Here is a 17993-nt window from a genome sequence, read left to right on the forward strand (position 1 = left end):
GGTCAGTCCTGTTGGTCGGCCTGCGCCGGTGTGGTTTCCGTGTCAGCGGGGGCTGTCGGGTCGCCCGCCTGCGCGCTGCCGGTCTTGGTGACGCGGCGCGGGTCGCTGTCGAGCACGAGGCCGAGGTCGTCGAGCTTCGCATTGGTTGCAGCGATCTCGGCCAGCACGGCATCGGGGTTGCGCCCCTGCCGTGCAATGGCCTGTGCCAGCGTCATGGTGCCCGACCGGATGGCCAGCAAGTCCGCCATCGCATCCTTCTGCGGATCGACGGCCTCGAACTTCGGCGGTTGCCATTCGACAGGCACGTCGGGTGTCGGGATCTGACCCGCCGCCCATGCGGCTTCCGTGAACCAGCGCCAGACCGGCGCGCAGAACATCGGAATGAAGAGCTGCCATTGCACGGCGTCGATCTGGCGGCGGAATTCGACAAGCCCCGCGCGGATCGAGGAGTAGTTGACCTGGGACAAGTCCCCGGTCAGCAGCTCGTAGGGCACCCGGAACCCGGCCGAGATCGTGTGCAGGCTCGCCCGCTTGTACTCGCCGTAGCCGCCGGTGGCGGCAGGCTGGTTGAAGCGGATGTCCTTACCGCCCCGCGCATAGGCGATCAGACCCGGCTCAAACTGCTCGACCCGGTTGCCGTCGGCATCGACCACGGCTGGCGCGATACCCTGCTGGGCCTCGTCGTCGCCGAAGACGATGGCGGTGACGCAGGCCTCGGTCTTCTTGCGGACCAGTTCGGCCACCTCGTAATCGTCGAGGTCACGCAAGCTGCGGATCACCGGCGCGCCCCAGGGAACGCCACGCGCCTGTGTTCGCTGCTTCTCGTAGACATGGGCGATCTCGGTCGCTGGCACCGGGCGCGATCCAAGTCCGCCATTCAACGCGCCCCAGGTATCGCCGGGGTGGTCGGTATGGAGCCAGTAGGCTCGCCGCTTGCCGAGCTGGTCGAACTCGATTCCCTGCACAAGGCGTCCCGCGCCGAGCGCGCCGGATTTAGAGGCGTCGAGGAAGTCGGCCTCCAGCACCTGCAATTGCAGCGGCACCGGCAGTCCGTCCGAGGATCGCCGCAGACGGCGGCGCACCAGCACCTCGCCCGCCTCGACCATCTCGCGGCAGATCAGCGTCTGCAGCCCGTAGAAGTCCAACTGGCCGTCGGCGTCGCACTCCGCTGTCCAGCGTTCGAAGAGCGTGTCGACCGTGCGGTCGAACGCCTCGTTGCCACTCGCGGCGCGCGGCATGATCCCTGCGCCGATGATGTTGTTGACCAGCACCGCGACGGCCTTGGCCGCATGCGGGTTGTTGCGCACCAGATCGCGCATCCGGTCGCGCAAGAGCGCCCCGGCCACGCCGATCTCGGTGTCTGCGGAGGATCCCGGCGCCCGCCAGCCCTCTGTCCGCCGCCCTTTCGCTGCCCCGTCATACCCGCGCGTCAGAGTCTCGAAGGCCTGGCGGGCCAGCACGCGCCTGGCGGCGGTCCGAGGGGCGAAAGAGGCAATTGCCCTATCGAACGAGTTGGCCGACATCAGCGATCCCCACGGGAGAAGCCCGCCAACCCGGCCACAGGCAGCAGACGTGCGGTCCCAGCGATGGCGCGTTCGATGGTCCGGATGCGTGCCAGCAGGTCTTCGGCCGAGCCGTAGTCGACGGACTTGCCGTCATAGCTGACGCGTGTCGTGCCGCTGGCATAGGCCCGGCGCAGCGCTGAGAGCTCGGTTTCCGTCCAGTCGGTCATCTTCAAAACCATCCTTCCCGCCGCCCAAGCCAGTCGGAGCGGCGCTTGCCCTGTGGGGCCTGTCCGGGTCGGTGAATTTGACCGGCGGGATCGGTGTCACCGTAAGGCGCAGCCCCGAGCTGATTCTCGAGGTCGCGCCATTTCTCATCAGACCAGCGGTCCGCGCCCGCGATCCAGGCGGCGGCGCGGGCATAGACCCTGCAATCCAGCGCCTCGTTGCGTTCGCGGAGTTTCTGCCATTCGAGTTTCGCGAAGCCGCGCTTGGTGCGGACGGTCACCAGCTGTTCGGCCACGACCTGCTTCAGCCACTCGCTTTCGACCCATGTCGGCAGGTGGATCGTGCCGGGCGCAAAGGCCGCGCCCTCGGCGCGTTCTTCCTCAGTCGGCCGTCCCAGCCGCAGAAAGCGGTAGGTCTCGGCTTTGAAGGTTGAGACAGCCACGGTCCAGAGTCGAGCTCCGCGCCGCAGACGTTTGCCTCCCTCGGTCGCATCGACAAACGTCGGCCCCGCCACCGGGCTCGAGCGGTTGAACCCCTCAACGCCCTTCACGGGTGCGACCTGTGCGAAGCCTTGCGCCCGCGACCAGGAATAGACCGCCGGAGCCTCGTAGCCAGTATCGATGGCGAGCCGGGCGATGCGCAGATGCGCGCCGCGTTCATGTGGCCAAGACTTGTCCAGCAGCGCGGTCAGCTCCGACCATGCGTCATGCCGGTCCGGCCCGCCCTCGATCACAACGTGATCGACGAGCCAGCTTTCCAACCCGCGGCCCCAAGCCCAGACATCGACCTCGATCCGGTCCTTCTGCACATCGGCCCCGGCGGTCAGGAACAGCCCGCCGGCAGGCACCGTGCCCGGTTTCCACGCCTCGCGCCGGTCGTAGAGACGCTGCCAGTCTGGGGCTTCCCCGGCCTCGACCCAGGTCTCGCCCAGCGAGGTGTTGACGAAGGTCTTCATCGTCTCGTCCCCGCCGGAGCGCGCCGAGAGAAAGGCCCGCACCATCGCCTCCAGTCTGACCCATGGCGAGTAGATCTCGTTCAGGTGGAAGCCCGCCACGCCCGCGAAGGGCTGCTCCGCCACCCAATGTCCTTTTGAGACGGCCGCCCAGCGGGTTTCGTCCCGCCAAGCCGCATCGCATTCCGCGCAGTGGTAGCGCGCCGTTTCGGGCCGGTGGTTGCCCCCGGGCCCCTTGCTCCAGCGCACCTGTGTCCAGGTCAGCACCTGTTCTGCCCCGCAGTCCGGGCATGGCACCCAGAACCGGCGCTGATCGCTTTCCTCGAAGGCTGCCTCGATCCGGCTGGTGCCCTTGTTCGTGGGCGTCGACACCAACACAATCTTGCGGTTCCAGAAGGTCACCGTGCGTTTCCGTGCGAGGTTGACAGGATCACCCTCGGCACCCGCGCTGAACGGGTAGCGGTCCACCTCGTCGCAAAGCAGCAGGCGGATCGGGCGGCTGGCCAGACCTGAGGGTGCGTTCGCACCCACGATGGTCAGATGTCCGCCCGGAAACCGCTTGTGCAGGATCTTGTTGTTGCCGTCGCGCGAGCGCGGATCGGCGATCTTGCCCTGCAGGCAGGGCGTGTCGCGGGCCATCGGCGAGAAGCGGTCCTTCGACCAGGTTTCCGCGTCGCGCTCGGTCGGCATCACCACCATGATTGGCGCGGGATCCTGATCGATGTGATAGCCGCAGGCGTTGTTCAGCACCTCGGTCTTGCCGACCTGGGCGGAGGACATGATGACCACCGTCTCAGTCGAGGCGTCCGAGATCGCCTCCATGATCCCGCGCTGATATTCGGCCCGGCTCGTGCGCCATTGCCCGGGTTCGGCGCTGGCCTCAGAGCTCAGCCGTCGGTTCTGGTCCGCCCAATCGCTGATTGTCAGTTCCGGAGGTGGGCGCAGCACCTTCAGCGCCGTCTCCACCGTCCGCTTCAGGATCGGCGAGCCCGTCAATGTCAGCGCTGGCTTCGAGTTGGACATTTGGCTGCGCGAGATCATCGAGCACCTCGCGGATGGTCATTCGGATCAGGTTCCGGGTGTCTCCGACGGTTGATTGTTCAAAAACCTGCGGCGCCAGCCGGTCCGGCAGCGCGAGCAAGCGGGAGCGCAGAAGCGCCAGAACGGCGATCCAGGCGGCCTCGATCTCTTCGGCCGCAATCAGCGCGCCACGCTTTTCCTCGGCCTCCATCTCGGCGAGATCAGCCCGCGCCCGAATGAAGCGCGCCCGCTCGGCCGCGTAATCCGGCGCACCGGCCTGCGCCTTCGTGGCCTGATCGCGCAGGTAGCGGACATAGCCGCGCACCGATCCGATTAGTTCGTACTGGCCGCGCTCGGCCTTCGGGATCACGCCTTCGCGGCTCAGCTGCTGAACCCGCCGCTCCGAGAGATCGAGGAGCCGCGCGATCACGCCGATGGGTTGCGTGGCTGATGACATTAGATGATTCGCGCGCTCCGATTAAAGCCATGTAATTGCTGCGATTATACTGGATGATGGGCCCCGGCAGAGCGAAGCTGATCCTACGAAAACGATGCACACCACGGAGCCTGCCATGACCCTCGCCGAACGCTACAACCTTGAAGCCGCCCGCCTGCTTCCGCACATGGCCGCCGAACTTCAGGTCGATCCCGCCATCACCCGCGCGACCGAGATCGACGAGATCGTCTTCCGGCGCGGCGAGTTTCTGGGCGGCATGGCCTGCGCGATCCTCGCGATGATCGAGCAGAAGAACTGAGGGGCAAGATGATGATCGACCGCCACCAACTCCACGCCGAAAAGGCCCGCAGGAACCAAGAAGCCGCACTGGCGGCCTTCATCGGCAAGAAGGCCGAGATCGACGCAATGCTCGCCCGCCTGCAGAGGCTGAGCGATGACCACTTCGACGCCCAGCCCGACGAGATCAACTGGGGCCACGTCGGCACCCTCGAACACTACGCGAGCCTGTTGAAGCGCATCACCGACAGCGCATTCGGCGAAGGCGAATTCGCAGACTGACCTCCGGCATCTCCGGACCTTTTCCGCGCGGGTGCGCGGCTTGGAGTCGTAGAAGGATCGCGACGGCCGCGACCCGAATACGGAGACGACCCCATGACCCAGCTTTCCGATACCCAAGCCATCATCCTCAGCGCCGCCGCACAGCGGCCCGAGCACATCGCGCTGCCGCTACCCGAGAGCCTGCGCGGCGGCGCCGCCGCCAAGGTTGTCGGCGCGATGCTCACCAAAGGCTTCCTCGAAGAGGTCGACGCCGACATGCGCAAGGGCGAACCCATGTGGCGCGAGACCGGCGACGGGCACGGCGTCACGCTGGTTGCCACCGACGCAGGGCTCGCGGCCATTGGCATCGAACCGGACACCTCCGCCGCCCCCGAACCCTCACCCAAGACGCGCACGCCTCGCGAGGGCACCAAGCAGGCGACCCTGATCGCCATGCTGCGCATGCCGAACGGCGCGACCATCGAGGAGATCATGGCCGCGACGGGCTGGCAGTCGCACACTGTGCGCGGAGCGATGGCAGGCGCGCTGAAAAAGAGGCTCGGGCTCGAGGTGTCCTCAGAGAAGATCGAGGGGCGTGGGAGAGTGTACAGCCTGCCGTCGGCCTAGAAACCAAGAAACGGATTCTTACTGCTGAACCGCGACTACGTGCGGCTCAGCCCCACCAATAGGGCTTTGAGCAGATCCTTGGAACGAAGGGCTGGACAACTACATCACATTGATCACGCCCGGATGCGTCGAAAGCCTTCCGGACGTGGTCGCCGATTTCAGGCGTCTCGACCCATGCACCCAAGAGATAATCCGGGTGGACAGGGTTCATGACCTGCACTTCGGCGTCTGGAAAAGTTGGCCAACCCGTTGGCAAGCCATGCGCCTCTCGAAACCCGGTCCCGCGCGGATCCATCATCATTGAGCAATCGTCAAAAAGGCGTTCCAGCGCAAACCCGCCGTACCTCTTGCCGTGCTCGTATTTGGTTGCATTCGTTGATGCGCCATTCCGGTAGAACAGACAGTGATGGGTCCACAATAAGCTGGGGTCGAACGCAAGGATAACCCACGGCGCGTTGCCAGATCGATATCGTTTCGCGTCGAACATCTTTGGATAGAAACAGGAGATGGACATGGATATTGCGCCATCCTCTCCATCCAATCTATCTACGTCACTGGCAAATACGTCGTAATCCGCGTCTTGAAGGATTGCTCGGCTGAGGAGCCCATTCCTCAGAATGCCCGGCAGATTTTCTAGCAGCGTGAAGTGCAAGATATGCTCGATATTTCGGGCCTGCACTACCGCGGTGATGTGATCCGCGATCTTTTCACCATAGGTCTTTTTTCGTGCCATTGCTCGCCCTACCGCCCCTGCAGTAGTTGCATACGAAATGCGATGCCGGGCGGGAAGCCGCTTTGCATTCTGGCGGTTCAGATATTCCGAAGTTGATGCAGCCGCCGCTATTTCAACGCGATCTATTCAGGTATGGTCCGTATCCGGATCGCCTCGAACAGCCGCCGAAGGGCGAAGGAACGGGCGATCGACACCACCGTGAATATGGCGCCCATCTTCAGGTTCTGCGCCAGCGTCGTGTGCAGCCCGAAGATCGGGAAGATCAGGATCTGTGTGACGACCGCAATGCCGTAGCCCACGATCACGTTGGCGACGGACTCCACCAGCGACATGAGGCGCGACTGTTTCATGCCGCTGCCTCATCCATCGGCCAGCAGTTCAGCTGCCAGAGTTTGAAGCGCATGCGCCGCAACCAAGGGGACCACGCCGTTGCCACAGAGGCGAAGGCGGTCCACCCGGTGGGCCAGCCCATCAGCGCCTCGACGAACAGCGGGTTCAAGGTCCGGCGCGGCTCGGAGGTATCGCGCCCAGCCATCGGCGTCGCCAGGACCTGGCGGCCAAGCAGGCCGTTCACCGGCGTATTCGCCAGCGTCGTCGCGCCGTCCTTGTGATCGCGCGCCGTCGGCGTCATCCACATGCCCGCCGCATGGGTCAGATCGGCTGTCTTGCGCTTGCCCCCGCTCGGTTTGCAGCCGTCGTTCGCCATCGGCGTCGGCCAGTCCCGCGCCATCCGGTCCAGACCCTTCTCGTCGCGCCGTTCGCCGCCCCGGCTGCGAAAGCTGTCCGTCTGCGGCGTCGGCCACCTCGCGGCCGTCGTCGCGAGGTTCATGCCGTGCTGGCCTGCTGCCTGCGAGGGCGTCGGTTTCGTCTGCCGGTTCTCGTTGGCGCTGGCGCGGGGTGTTGGCCAGAGCCGCAGCAGTTCCGTCCGGTTCCCGCCACTCGACCGGGTGCCAGAGCAGGCGCGCGGGGTCGGCCAGCTCGTCGCCCTCTCGGATGGCGAGAATGAAGAGCCGCTCGCGCTTGTGGGGCGCGCCGACTTCCGCCGCCGTGAAGAGGCCTGCCGCAAGCTTGTAGCCCATGCTGACCAGTCCTGCGGCGACTTCGGGGAAGCCGAGGCGGAGATGATGGGCGACATTCTCGAGGAAGACGAAGGGCGGCTCGACCTCGCCGATGATGCGGGCGACATGCGGCCAGAGGTGGCGCGGGTCGTCCGCGCCCCGTCGCTTGCCCGCGACCGAGAACGGCTGGCACGGATAGCCCGCAGTGACGACGTCCACCGCGCCGCGCCACGGGCGGCCGTCGAAGGTGGCAACGTCGTCCCAGACAGGCGCGTGATCCAGGGCCGCGTCTTCCATCCGCGCCACGAGAGTGGCTGCGGCGAAGGTTTCCCGTTCGACATGGCCCACAGTTCGATATCGGGGCAAGGCGATGGTGAGCCCGAGATCGATGCCACCGGCACCGGAGCAGAGCGATAGGCCGAAAAGGCATGCGTCGCGTGTTCCGTCAGGCAGGCCTGCGGAAGATAAAGCCAGGTCATCCATTCCTCAGCGGTCTTTGGTCTTGAGGTCGTCGTAGGGCGTTCCATCCCCGTCGAGGACGGCCTGTTTCCCGGTGAATTTCTGCCAGCGCTGGACGGCCACATCGACATAGGCCGGGTTCAGTTCGATGCCGTGGCAGACGCGGCCCGTGGTCTCGGCCGCGATCAGCGTGGTGCCCGAACCCATGAAGGGCTCGTAGATCGCCTGACCCGGGCTCGAATTGTTGAGGATCGGCCGACGCATGCATTCCACAGGCTTCTGGGTACCGTGGACGGTCTTTTCGTCCTGATTCTTGCCCGAGATATGCCAGAGCGTTGTCTGCTTGCGGTCGCCCGCCCAATGGCCCTTGCCGGACTTGCGGACGGCGTACCAGGCGGGCTCATGCTGCCAGTGATAATCGCCCCGGCTCAGAACCAGCCGATCCTTCGCCCAGATGATCTGGGACCGGATCGTGAAGCCCGCGACCTCGAGACTTTCCGCCACGGTCGCCGCGTGCAGCGCGCCGTGCCAGACATAGGCAACATCGCCCGGGAACAACGCCCAGGCCTCGCGCCAATCGGCCCGATCGTCGTTCAGCACCTTGCCAGTGCGTTTGGTCTTGGCCGCCCCCGCCTGGTTGCGCCAGCCCGGGTCATACTCGACGCCGTAGGGCGGATCGGTCACCATCAGAAGTGGCTTCACAGGGCCGAGCAGACGCTCGACATCCGTGGCGACCGTGCTGTCGCCGCAAAGGAGGCGGTGGTGCCCGAGGAGCCACAGATCGCCGGGGCGGCTGATCGGCTCCTCCGGGGTTTCCGGGATCTCGTCTTCGCCCTCCTGCGGACCGGTGCCCGCATCGAGACTCGACATCAGCGCGTTCACCTCGTCCTCAGTAAAGCCGGTCAGGCCGAGGTCGAAATCCGCCTCCAGCAGGTCCACCAGTTCGAGGTTCAAGAGGTCCTTGTCCCATTCGGCATTTTCGCCCGAACGGTTGTCCATGATCCGGAACGCGCGGGCTTGCGAGGCGGTCAGCCCCTTGGCGACATGCACCGGGGCGGTCTTGAAGCCGAGCTTGCGCGCCGCCTCCAGCCGGGTGTGCCCGGCCAGCACGACCATCGCCTCGTCCACCACGATGGGCTGACGCCAGCCAAATTCCTGGATCGAGGCCGCGACCGTGGCGATGGCCTGCTCGTTGCGCCGGGGATTGCGCGCATAGGGAATGATCTGCTCGAGCGGCAGGTCGACGACGTCCATGGGAATGTCCTTGGGGTGCCGGGTGGCGAAATGGGGGCGTGAACCGAAATGCCCCCGCAGGGCCGTTTCGGTTCAGGCAAGGGGTCTCGGGCCGTCAGGCCTTTCGCACGTTGCCGCGTAGGCCCAAGCGAAACGAAACAGGTGTTTTCAGGGGCGTCACTGGGAAACCCTCGCGCTTCGCCCGCCCGCATAGGATGGACGCCGGGAAGGACCCGCCGATTTCAGGGAGATGCGCTCCGCTGCGGCCCTGCTGTCGCGGGTCCGCGCGAACGGAAACGGGGAGAGCCGTCTTCCGACGCACTCTCCCCATCATATCCTTCAGATAGCACGGATATGTTGCAGCTGTCGAAGATCAAAGCGTTGCAACACTTCATGCACGCGCAGCATTCAGCCGCGCGGCGATCTTGGTGAGCGCGAGCTTGTGCTGGCGCCATGCGGTGCTGCGGTCGACGCCCAGCTCATGGGTGATCTGCTTCCACGGCCGCCGGGCGGCACGCCACCAGATCAGGCGGCGCTCGGACTCGCCGAGCCAGAGCACCCAGTCGAAGGTTTGCTCGAGCCGCGAGATCGCGGCGGCCGAGGGCCAGACCCGCATCGGTTCGGGCTCCATGGCGAGGATCTCGCGTTCGGTGCGGATGACCTGCGGCCAGGCGTTGAAATAGCCCTGCACCTTCACGGGCGGCAGCTTACGCAGGGTGCGGAACGCCTCCTCGAAGTGATCGGCGACGTCCTCGGCGGTCCAGATGTGCTCAGCCATGGCGCAGATCCTCGACCGGGCGCGGACCATAGAGCCGCGTGCCCAGCTGCTCGACGAGCTCGCGCTCGGGCCAGGTCAGGCGCTGATCGTCCACGCTAACGGCCAGCAGGCCCTGTTCGCGCCAACCGTCGCGCTTCACCTCATCAGGCGACCGGCGCTGGCCGCCATAACCCTTGGGGTGGAACCTCATGCCGCACCTCCCCGGGCGTCGAGTGCCCAGAGCAGGATGGCGATGGCATCGGCCTCGTTGTCGTCTTCGGGGCCGAAGCCCTTCGCGCGGGCCGCATCGATCATGGCCTGCTTGGGCGCATTGCCCTTGCCGGTAGCGTGGCGCTTGATCGTGCCCACCGGCACGCCCTCGTAAGGGACGCCCCGCAACTCGCCCCAGCTGGTGAGCGAGGCCATCAGCCCGCCATAGACATGGGCCGCATCGGTTCCGGCGTGGCGACGGACCTCCTCGAACCAGATGGCCGCGACGGGCCCCGACAGGTGGTCCAGTTCGGTCAGCCAGTTGGTGAAACGCAGATAGCGCATGCCACCGCCGTCATAGCGCCCGGGCCGGAAGCTGGCGGTGCCGCTGGTGATCAGCCCGTCGTGGCTGCGCAGCGCCCAGCCGGTGGTGGTGCCGAGATCCAGCGCAAGGATGCAGCGCGGGTTTTCGTTGGATTGGGTCATGAGAGACCTCCTCTTCGCGTTTGTGAGCGAGGCGAGCGGGCTGGCCGGTGAAGGCTGCGGTCTCGCCAGGCCCCGAAGGGTGGTCTGGTCAGTTCATGGGCTGGGCAGCTGGGCCGCCCGGCAAATCCTTCAGAACCTTCAGAGGGGCGTCTTGAAGGATTTCTGCCCCTAAGTGGTTGTCCTGTATGTGTAATATATAATCTTTCAATTGTTCAATATTTCAATAGGTACCTGTCTCTCTCTTTGAGAATGCGCGTGCACGCGTATAGGGGAAAGGGGTCCTCTTGAAAGATTGAAGGATTTGAAGGATTCGGTTTTTCCCATTCGTTTCTGTGACTTGTCGGAATTTCGGCTTCAAGGGCCACTTCAGGCGGATTGAAGGATCTCCGGTCACCCGCCCCACCGCGCCATCCGGTAGACCATGGCCTGCTTGGTCGAGGAGCCACGCATTCCGGTGGTGATGTCGCCGCTCTCGATCAGGGTCAGCAGGATGTCGTCGCGGTCGCGCGATTTCAGCCATTGGGAGGCACGGGTGATCTCGGACTTGGTGATCCCCTTGGGCCCAGCGGCGCGGACGATCTCCTTCAGACGCTTCAGATGCGCCTCGGTCTCGGTGTCCGCCACATGGCGCTCGACCGCCTCCATGGTGCGCCGCGCGTAATGGCGCACGAAGCCGATGGCCCAGTCCGCCGCGGTGATGTCGATCTCGGGGCGCACAGGGTCGCGCCCGACGGCGACGATGAGCGCCAGCTTCAGCGCGTTCTCTCCGATGCGGGCGAGAATGGCGGTGAAAGCGGTGCCGGCTGCTGCCCGCAGCTCCTCCGTCAGGGCGTCGCTGAGATCGACGAACCTTGCCCTTGCCGCGTCGGACATTGGCACTGTCATCGGGCTCACGGCGGTGTTCTGATCGGCGGTCTTGCCGGTCAGGTTGCCCTTCACGGCCCCGCCGCCTTTGGCAACCAGCTGGAGCGCTTGGATCAGCGCGGGCGGCGCTTGCCGGATTCCCACGGCGAGGTTCTCGTCCGGATAGTCGTCATCACTCGGCAAGATCAGAAAGCGCGCAAGCGAGCCGTCGACCACATTCGCGCCCTGCAGCGCGCCCCAGAAATGCAGCGGCGTCGTGGTGCCATAGACGCAAAGGCAGGGCTGGTTGATGTCGCGCCGCTCATTGGTGCCGTCACGGTTCGCATATTCTGCCCCGAGGAAGATCCCGCCCGCGGCCGTGAACAGTTCGGTCATGTTGTCGAGGATCTCGGTGATGTGGCGCGGGCTGCGCTTGCGGTCGGCGGCGGCCGACAGGAACATCCCGAATTCGTCGATCTGGAACAGGATCGCGGGCTGCCGATGAAGCGCAGTCAAGAGCCCCGCGCCGGAGGCGATCTTGTTGCCGCCGAGATGGTGCGCGAGGCCTGCCTCGAAGAAGACCTCGTTGATGATCTCGCGGGCGTGGTTCTTGCCCGAGCCGCTGTCAGCGATCCCCACGACATAGAGGTTCGAGCGCAGGTTGCTGGTCGTGCGATACCGCCGCCCCATCAGCGCGCCGATGGCGCAGAGGCTGGCCCCGAGCGACAGAAGCGGTTGCGGGCGGCGGGCGGTGGCCAGCATATAGCCGGTCAGATCCCCGACGAGACCATCGGGGATGGTCAGGCTGAAGGCGGGCATTTCCAGGGCGGTGACGCTCGGTGCGCTCCCTTCCAGCCGGGCCAGCAGATCGGCGGCCGGATGCGGGCCGTTCGGATCGAGGCTGCCATCGAGGCGCAAGGCGGCATCGGGCTGCCAGCCACGTTCCATGGCGAGGTGGTAGATCGTGCCCGCGCCGATCCGATCGGGCTTGAAGCTCGCCCAGGCGCGGGCCGTGGTCGCGGGCGCATCCTTGGCGGCCTGTGCCGACCAAGTGACAAAGACCTCGCCGCCCTCATCGCCAAGCGCCCCTTTCAGCGCCATGCCGATGCGCATCCAGCTGTCGTAATCGAGCTCGTCATTCGGCAGCCAGTCGAGCGCCGACCGGATGGCGGGCAAGGTGCCGATCTGCCCGTGGTTGCGCAGCACGGTGGCCGGTGCTGCCGAGCGCAGCCCACGCTGACGCAAGGCCTCGGGCAGGATCGCATAGGCTTCGTCGAGAAAGGCGGCCGCCGCTTCCGCCGTGATTTCCGGAAGGTCGCTGATATCGAGATCGGCCAGCCCCTCCTCGGGCCAGACATAGGGCGCGCCGGTATCGGGGTGGTCGGCATAGGCCAGAAACTGCTGCCCGAGGCAGAGCACCTCGAGCGGATGGCGTTTGATGCCCCGAAACGGCTCGGCCGTGCGATAGACCAGCATGCGCTTCGGGGCGCGGCCGATGCGCAGCGCGGGCGTGTCACCGAGGCGCGCCCTGGCCAACGCCTCGATCTGCAATGCCAGTTCGGCGTCCGCCGCGATATCGATATCGACCGCCGCCACCGCACCGCCGACGATGCCGATGCCGCAATTGGGCCAGGCAGCCCAGGTTGCGACCTCAACCTCCGTAGTCGGGCGTTCGGCGTGGCGGTTCCATTCCGGGTAATCGACCCAGCCGCCGCGCTGGAACCGGCCGGGCTTCTTGGTTCCCGGGCCGATCGGCAGGATGGCATAGCCATTGGTGACGAGCCGCGCGCCGAAGCGCGCCATCCAGGAGGTGTCGGCCATCAGAACGGCACCTCCGGCGCCATCGCGTCGAGCCGGTTGCGATCTTTCGCCGCCAGCGCACGCAGATGGTCGCAATAGCCGGTGACGACAGCATCGAGAAACCGGGCCCATTCCTCCTCGGACAGGGTCGCGAGGTCGGACTTGCCGATGGCTTCCAGATATTCGCCGCCCATCTGGCCGCCCGTGGCCATGGCCTCGGTCTCATTCGGGGTCGGATCGATCATGCCCTTCCTCCCATGGCAGAGGTCCTGACAGTCACCGCTGCAGAGCTGCTTGCGGCTGGCGTCACGCCGCGGGTCGGTGCGGCGGAACCCAGGTTCGAACCAGCCAAAGCCGCGAGGTTGCCGGTGGCAGACGGCGCAGAGGCCGGGGTCGGATGGGCGCATGGGGCGAACCTGTAACCGGAGATCTCAAGATAGCGGCCCGAGGGGCGGACCGAGATGTCGTTGGGGCGCGCAAGTCGGCTCGTCTGCGCGAGGGCCTCGGCCACGCTCAGCGGCACATGGCTGCCGGGCGCGCGCTTGCGCCACCACTCGGCCGCCTTCTGGCGGGCATAGCCCTGATGCTCGAGGCAGACCCATTCGCTGTAGGTGGCAAGGCCGCAGCTATAGGTCACCTTCAGCGACGGCCGGCCGCCCGCCTTGTCGTGACGGCTGTAGGAAACGCCAGTGACCGGGAGCCATTGTTGCTTCGGCGAAAGCACTGGCAGCGTGGCGGCCGTAGGGGCGATCTTCACCTCGCGCGCCGGGAAGACATAGCCGCAATCCGGGCATTCCATTGCCGAGAGCCCGATGGTGCTGTCGCAGTCCGGGCAGACCTTGGTCGGCGCTTCGCCCCCGCCGCCATCACCGGGGCGTTTGGGGCGTACCAGGTCGATCGGTCCGTGCCGACGGACATTGCCGGCGAAGTCCAGTACCAGGCAGTTCTCCTTGCCCGGCGCAAGGCGGGTGCCGCGCCCGACCATCTGCACATAGAGCCCGGCCGATTGCGTGGGGCGCAGGAGCGCGATCAGGTCAACCCCCGGCGCGTTGAAGCCGGTGGTCAGCACGCCCATCGAGGCGAGCGCCCGGATTTCTCCGCGCTTGAAGGCGGCAAGGATCGCATCGCGCTCGTCCTTCGGCGTGTCACCGAAGATCGTGCGGCAGCTGATGCCCTGGCGGCCGAATTCCTCGGCCACATGGCGCGCATGCTCGACACCCGAGCAGAAGGCCAGCCAGGATTTGCGGTCGCGGCCATGCTCGATGATCTCGGCGACGACCGCGCGGGTGATGGCGTCCTGATCAACCGCCGCCGCCAGATCGCGCGCGATGAAATCGCCCGCGCGGGTGCCCACCTTCGAGACGTCGAGCCGGGTCGCGGGCTGCTTCGAGACCAGAGGGCTCAGATAGCCCGCATCGATCAACTCGCGCACCGGGGCCTCATAGGCGATGTCGGTGAAGAGCGCATTCTGCCCCTCGTGCAACATCCCGCAATCGAGCCGGAATGGTGTGGCGGTCAGCCCGATCACCTTGAGCGCCGGGTTGATCGCCTTCAGTGCGTCGAGGAGGCGCCGATACATCGTGCTCGATTTGCCGGGGATCAGATGCGCCTCGTCGATCAGCACCAGATCGGTGTGGCCGATCTCGGCCGCGCGGCGGTGGATCGACTGGATACCGGCGAAGAGGATCCGCGCCTGTGCCTCGCGCTTGCCGAGGCCCGCCGAATAGATGCCCGAGGGCGCATCGGGCCAGAGGCCGATCATCTCGGCGTGGTTCTGCGCGATCAATTCGCGGACATGGGTCACGATCAGGATGCGCTGATCGGGCCAGGCCTTCAGCACGCCTTCGATGAAGGAGGCCATGACGAGCGACTTGCCGCCCGCGGTTGGAATGACCACCAGCGGATTGCCGGTGTGGGTCTGGAAGTAGCCGTAGATCGCGGTGATCGCGGCCTGTTGATAGGGGCGCAGGGTCAGCATGGCGCGGCCTCCGGGGAACGGGCGTCGTTGGTCCAGGTCGAGCCATCGGCCATGCGGTAGGTGACGACATCGTCGCCCGCATCGATGACTTCGCCCGGGATGAGATCGGGGATGAAGAGATGGCGGCCGCAGGCCGTGCGTTGCTCGGCAGGCACCAGCATCTGGTCGTGCCGCGCACAGTGCCAACCACCCTCAACGGGCGTCACATGCAGGCAGGACCGGCAGGTCACCGCAGACCCACCGCCGTCATGGCAGGCCGCATGGTGATCGCAGAACCGGCATTCGAACCAGGCCGGGTCCTCGCTGATCCGCGCGGGCGGATGCTGGGCGAAGATGATACGCCCGGCCTTTTCCAGCAGGCGCTCGGCCATGGCGCGATCCGCCTCGATGCGCTCGACATGCAGCGCGTCGGTGTCCTTGCAGACCGCTACGTAGAGGGCGCGCGTGATGCCCGTCAGGTGCATGTAGATCTGCATCTGCGCGGCGTGCTGGGGCTTGGCCAGAACGACACCCTTGGCGGTCAACTCGTTGAAGCTCTTGACCGAGTGGGTCTTGAACTCCAGCACATGCCAGGTCTTCGGCGCCTCCAGGAGCCCGAGGGCCACGCCGTCGAGCGAGCCGCCGAAATGCCCGCCATGGGCCTCGACCCGGAACTGACGACCGGTCTCGGGATCGACCTCGAGCACGGTCGCCCCGGTGGCACGCAGGTTGCGCACGAGCCGGTCCTCTTCCAACTGACCCGTCTCGAAGAGGCGCAGCAGGCGGCCGGAATGGTGCGCGGGCGTGATCCAGCGGAAATCATACCAGAGCGCCCGGGCGCAGGATTTGCCGATGATCGAGGCACCGAGATGGTCGCGGAAACCATCGCCCTGGCGGGCTTCGTAATCGGCATAGATCGCCGTCAGCGTCGGCGTGGGGGCTTCGGGAAGCTCTGCCATCACAGACCCTCCCGTTCGGCTCTCGCCTGGGCCTCGGCCAGAATGCCATCCCAGGTCTCGGGGTCATGGCGTTCGCGCAGGATGCCGATCAGCGCGTCCTTCAGCTTCTCGCGACGACGGTGGCCGGTCCCTTGGGCCAAGAGTTCCGCCCGCTCGCGGCACAGGTGGCGGAGCGCCGTGCGGGCCCGGTGGAACCAGTCCGGATCGATCGGCTTCTGGCCGCGCTGGCGGGCCAGATCGGCCGTCGCGATCTGCGTGCGGATCTTGGCGATGGCATCGTCGAGCTCAATCAGCCGCCGCTGGTCTTCGGGCAAGCCGATGCTGGTCGCAGCCGCGGCTGCGTTGGTCAGTTCAGTCATGGGAGTATCCTCAGATGGGGGTGCGCGCTGCCCCGTTAGTCAGGGCGCAGGGCAGCGCGGGTGCTCAGCCCTTCTTGTTCCAGGGCGCGGAGGCCATTTTCGGCGGCACCGAAGAGCCGGCCGGATCGGGCGCGGGCTTCGCCGGACGGGCGGCCGGGGCCGAACCTCGCTCGGGCGGCAGGTAGGCAATCGCGTTGCTCTCGCCGTAGCCGTTCTTCGGCGGGCGGATCTTCACCTGGATCGTCATCGGGATCAGGTGCAGCTCCTCGCTGTCGCTGACATGCATCCGGCCCGTGGCGTGGCAGATCGCCGAGAGCGTGCGCTGCGCGATTTCCACCGTGGTCGGGTTCGGGTTCACCAGGTTCAGTTGGTCGAAGATCTTCCGGCCCTTGTGCTCGCCCTCGAGGATGTCGAGCATCAGCCAGAGGAACTGGCCCATGCCGTTCTTGGTGACGCGCATCTCGCTCTCGACGATCTGGGCGCGGTATTTGCCTGCGGGCAGCAGCTCGTAGGCGGTGGTGGGCTCGACGCTGGTGGCGTCGAAGGACGTGTCGAAACGTGCCATGGTCTTGTCCTTGTTCAGTTCATTGGGATTGGGGCATGGCCGCGAGGAACTCCGACCACATCAGCGGCAGGGTGTCCGGAAGGCCGTAACGGTTTTTGGCGAGGAAGGCGGGGCGCTCTTCGGTGTGCATGACGCGCGCACCGGACCCGAGCGCCCGGGTCACCTTCTTGTTGAAGCCGACATCGGATTTCGCGACCGAGATCTGATAGTTGGCGAAGAGCACCACGTCGGAATGCTCCTGCAGCAGCGCCGAGGCGCGGGTCTGCAGCTTGATCACATAGCGGTCGTAGGGCTCGTGCTCGGGGCTGTCGAAACGCTTGATGTCGGTATGGGCGATCTGGATGACCACCATGCCCTTGCGGTCACGCAGCGCGTTGAGCCGGTCGAGATATTCGCGCCAGATGGTCAGCGCCTCGGCATAGCCCTTGCCGAACCCCGGCGCCTCGATCGAGGCCCAGCCGTTGCGCTTGCAGGCCTCGGCCCCGATCAGCGGCTCCAGCCAGTCGACGCTGTCAACGACGACCGTGCCGAAATCGTGGTCCTCGTTCTGCAGCGCATCAAGCGCCTCGGCCACCTCCTCATAGCTGGTCGCGAGCGGGAAATGCGGCACCTGCAGCTTGCCCAGGCCATCCTCGGTCATGAGGAAGACGGGCCGGTCGGCATCGGCTGCGAAGGTGGATTTGCCCACCCCGGCCACGCCGTGGATCAGGATGCGCGGCGGGGTCAGCACCGAGGTCGTGCGCAGGGACGCGAGCGAAATGGCCATCAGCGCACCTCCTCGTTCAGCACGAGGCGGAACTTCGGCTTGCCGGTGCGGACCGTGCGCGCGGGCTCGAAGCCCTTGCGCCAGCTTTCCGGCAGCGCCGTGTATTTGCGCTCGGACACCGACAGCTTGGTCTCGATGAATTCCGCCGGGTCCTCGCCCGCCGAGGCGATGTTCTCGGCGATCTGCGCCAGCAACGCCTGATCCCAGTCGATGCGCTTGGGCAGTTCGGCAATCACGGTGACGCCGTCATCCTCGAACCGGATCGTGCCGGTGTCCTTGCCCGCCTCCTGGCGGGTGTCCTGGGCGCGGTCGGCGTACTTGAGGGAGATGGCACCGTCGAGCCAGCCCGCGACCGACTTCGCCTGCGTCAGCTGCTCCTCCGCCGCGCCTTTCAGCAGCGCGAGCTGATCGGCGGGCAGCGCCGCGATCTGGCCCACCGGCATGCGGTGGATATCGGCAAGGGTGATGTGATTGGAGATCGTCAT

At 66.1% G+C, this 17993-nt stretch carries 22 protein-coding genes and 1 pseudogene; 3 read left to right on the forward strand and 20 right to left on the reverse strand.

Annotation, left to right across the window (positions count from 1 at the left end):
- Positions 1-2: 2 nt before the first annotated feature.
- The 4 genes from OEZ71_RS11055 to OEZ71_RS20240 are packed head-to-tail and all read right to left on the reverse strand — an operon-like array spanning position 3 to position 4159.
- Positions 3-1523 carry a phage portal protein gene (locus OEZ71_RS11055; protein ID WP_263740055.1) on the reverse strand — a complete coding sequence of 507 codons (1521 nt, stop codon included), beginning with the start codon at positions 1521-1523 and terminating at the stop codon, positions 3-5.
- On the reverse strand, positions 1523-1744 hold the full coding sequence (locus OEZ71_RS11060; RefSeq protein ID WP_263740056.1) for a phage head-tail joining protein: 222 nt from the start codon (positions 1742-1744) through the stop codon (positions 1523-1525). Before OEZ71_RS11060 ends, OEZ71_RS11055 begins: the two co-directional genes overlap by 1 nt.
- On the reverse strand, positions 1735-3648 hold the full coding sequence (locus OEZ71_RS11065) for a phage terminase large subunit family protein (RefSeq protein WP_318527847.1): 1914 nt from the start codon (positions 3646-3648) through the stop codon (positions 1735-1737). Before OEZ71_RS11065 ends, OEZ71_RS11060 begins: the two co-directional genes overlap by 10 nt.
- Positions 3563-4159, reverse strand: a complete 597-nt coding sequence (locus OEZ71_RS20240; protein WP_318527835.1) for a terminase small subunit, Nu1 — start codon at positions 4157-4159, stop codon at positions 3563-3565. Before OEZ71_RS20240 ends, OEZ71_RS11065 begins: the two co-directional genes overlap by 86 nt.
- A gap of 115 nt (positions 4160-4274) precedes the next feature.
- Here OEZ71_RS20240 and OEZ71_RS11070 point away from each other — a divergent pair, with 115 nt between their 5' ends.
- From OEZ71_RS11070 to OEZ71_RS11080, 3 genes are all read left to right on the forward strand, one after another.
- Positions 4275-4457, forward strand: a complete 183-nt coding sequence (locus tag OEZ71_RS11070; protein ID WP_263740058.1) for a hypothetical protein — start codon at positions 4275-4277, stop codon at positions 4455-4457.
- 11 nt (positions 4458-4468) lie between these two features.
- Positions 4469-4717, forward strand: a complete 249-nt coding sequence (locus tag OEZ71_RS11075) for a hypothetical protein (protein WP_263740059.1) — start codon at positions 4469-4471, stop codon at positions 4715-4717.
- A 93-nt stretch (positions 4718-4810) separates the two neighbouring features.
- Positions 4811-5323 carry a DUF3489 domain-containing protein gene (locus tag OEZ71_RS11080; protein WP_263740060.1) on the forward strand — a complete coding sequence of 171 codons (513 nt, stop codon included), beginning with the start codon at positions 4811-4813 and terminating at the stop codon, positions 5321-5323.
- Positions 5324-5369: 46 nt separating this feature from the next.
- On the opposite strand, the gene OEZ71_RS11085 is transcribed toward OEZ71_RS11080, so the two are convergent.
- From OEZ71_RS11085 to OEZ71_RS11160, 16 genes and pseudogenes are all read right to left on the reverse strand, one after another.
- Positions 5370-6056, reverse strand: coding sequence for a DarT ssDNA thymidine ADP-ribosyltransferase family protein (locus OEZ71_RS11085; protein ID WP_263740061.1), 687 nt, complete (start codon positions 6054-6056; stop codon positions 5370-5372).
- A gap of 122 nt (positions 6057-6178) precedes the next feature.
- Positions 6179-6406 carry a DUF7220 family protein gene (locus OEZ71_RS11090; protein ID WP_127657428.1) on the reverse strand — a complete coding sequence of 76 codons (228 nt, stop codon included), beginning with the start codon at positions 6404-6406 and terminating at the stop codon, positions 6179-6181.
- Positions 6403-6885, reverse strand: coding sequence for a hypothetical protein (locus tag OEZ71_RS11095; RefSeq protein WP_263740884.1), 483 nt, complete (start codon positions 6883-6885; stop codon positions 6403-6405). The genes OEZ71_RS11090 and OEZ71_RS11095 overlap by 4 nt, the downstream gene beginning before the upstream one ends.
- A 202-nt stretch (positions 6886-7087) precedes the next feature.
- Positions 7088-7597, reverse strand: a pseudogene (locus OEZ71_RS11100) (DNA cytosine methyltransferase); the annotation flags it as partial.
- A gap of 3 nt (positions 7598-7600) precedes the next feature.
- On the reverse strand, positions 7601-8827 hold the full coding sequence (locus tag OEZ71_RS11105; RefSeq protein WP_263740062.1) for a DNA modification methylase: 1227 nt from the start codon (positions 8825-8827) through the stop codon (positions 7601-7603).
- Between the two features lie 370 nt (positions 8828-9197).
- Positions 9198-9584, reverse strand: a complete 387-nt coding sequence (locus tag OEZ71_RS11110; protein ID WP_126156057.1) for a DUF6362 family protein — start codon at positions 9582-9584, stop codon at positions 9198-9200.
- Positions 9577-9774: a hypothetical protein gene (locus OEZ71_RS11115; protein WP_154491262.1), complete on the reverse strand. Its 198-nt coding sequence runs from the start codon at positions 9772-9774 to the stop codon at positions 9577-9579. Before OEZ71_RS11115 ends, OEZ71_RS11110 begins: the two co-directional genes overlap by 8 nt.
- Complete coding sequence (locus OEZ71_RS11120; RefSeq protein WP_263740067.1) at positions 9771-10259, reverse strand: crossover junction endodeoxyribonuclease RuvC; 489 nt, start codon at positions 10257-10259, stop codon at positions 9771-9773. Before OEZ71_RS11120 ends, OEZ71_RS11115 begins: the two co-directional genes overlap by 4 nt.
- A 390-nt stretch (positions 10260-10649) precedes the next feature.
- On the reverse strand, positions 10650-12923 hold the full coding sequence (locus tag OEZ71_RS11125; protein ID WP_263740068.1) for a PriCT-2 domain-containing protein: 2274 nt from the start codon (positions 12921-12923) through the stop codon (positions 10650-10652).
- Positions 12923-13147, reverse strand: coding sequence for a DUF6511 domain-containing protein (locus tag OEZ71_RS11130; RefSeq protein ID WP_093359441.1), 225 nt, complete (start codon positions 13145-13147; stop codon positions 12923-12925). Before OEZ71_RS11130 ends, OEZ71_RS11125 begins: the two co-directional genes overlap by 1 nt.
- The gene (locus OEZ71_RS11135; RefSeq protein ID WP_263740070.1) at positions 13144-14880 is read right to left on the reverse strand and encodes a DEAD/DEAH box helicase; all 1737 of its coding nucleotides are present in this window, start codon (positions 14878-14880) and stop codon (positions 13144-13146) included. The genes OEZ71_RS11130 and OEZ71_RS11135 overlap by 4 nt, the downstream gene beginning before the upstream one ends.
- Positions 14874-15818 carry a PD-(D/E)XK nuclease family protein gene (locus OEZ71_RS11140; protein WP_263740071.1) on the reverse strand — a complete coding sequence of 315 codons (945 nt, stop codon included), beginning with the start codon at positions 15816-15818 and terminating at the stop codon, positions 14874-14876. Before OEZ71_RS11140 ends, OEZ71_RS11135 begins: the two co-directional genes overlap by 7 nt.
- Positions 15818-16177: a hypothetical protein gene (locus OEZ71_RS11145; RefSeq protein WP_263740072.1), complete on the reverse strand. Its 360-nt coding sequence runs from the start codon at positions 16175-16177 to the stop codon at positions 15818-15820. The genes OEZ71_RS11140 and OEZ71_RS11145 overlap by 1 nt, the downstream gene beginning before the upstream one ends.
- Positions 16178-16241: 64 nt before the next feature.
- Positions 16242-16742, reverse strand: coding sequence for a DUF669 domain-containing protein (locus tag OEZ71_RS11150; protein WP_164612602.1), 501 nt, complete (start codon positions 16740-16742; stop codon positions 16242-16244).
- 19 nt (positions 16743-16761) lie between these two features.
- The gene (locus OEZ71_RS11155) at positions 16762-17508 is read right to left on the reverse strand and encodes an ATP-binding protein (protein ID WP_263740073.1); all 747 of its coding nucleotides are present in this window, start codon (positions 17506-17508) and stop codon (positions 16762-16764) included.
- Positions 17508-17993 carry a hypothetical protein gene (locus OEZ71_RS11160; RefSeq protein WP_263740074.1) on the reverse strand — a complete coding sequence of 162 codons (486 nt, stop codon included), beginning with the start codon at positions 17991-17993 and terminating at the stop codon, positions 17508-17510. Before OEZ71_RS11160 ends, OEZ71_RS11155 begins: the two co-directional genes overlap by 1 nt.

The sequence above is a fragment of the Albidovulum litorale genome, from assembly GCF_025751495.1.
In the GTDB taxonomy this organism is placed as follows: domain Bacteria; phylum Pseudomonadota; class Alphaproteobacteria; order Rhodobacterales; family Rhodobacteraceae; genus Albidovulum; species Albidovulum litorale.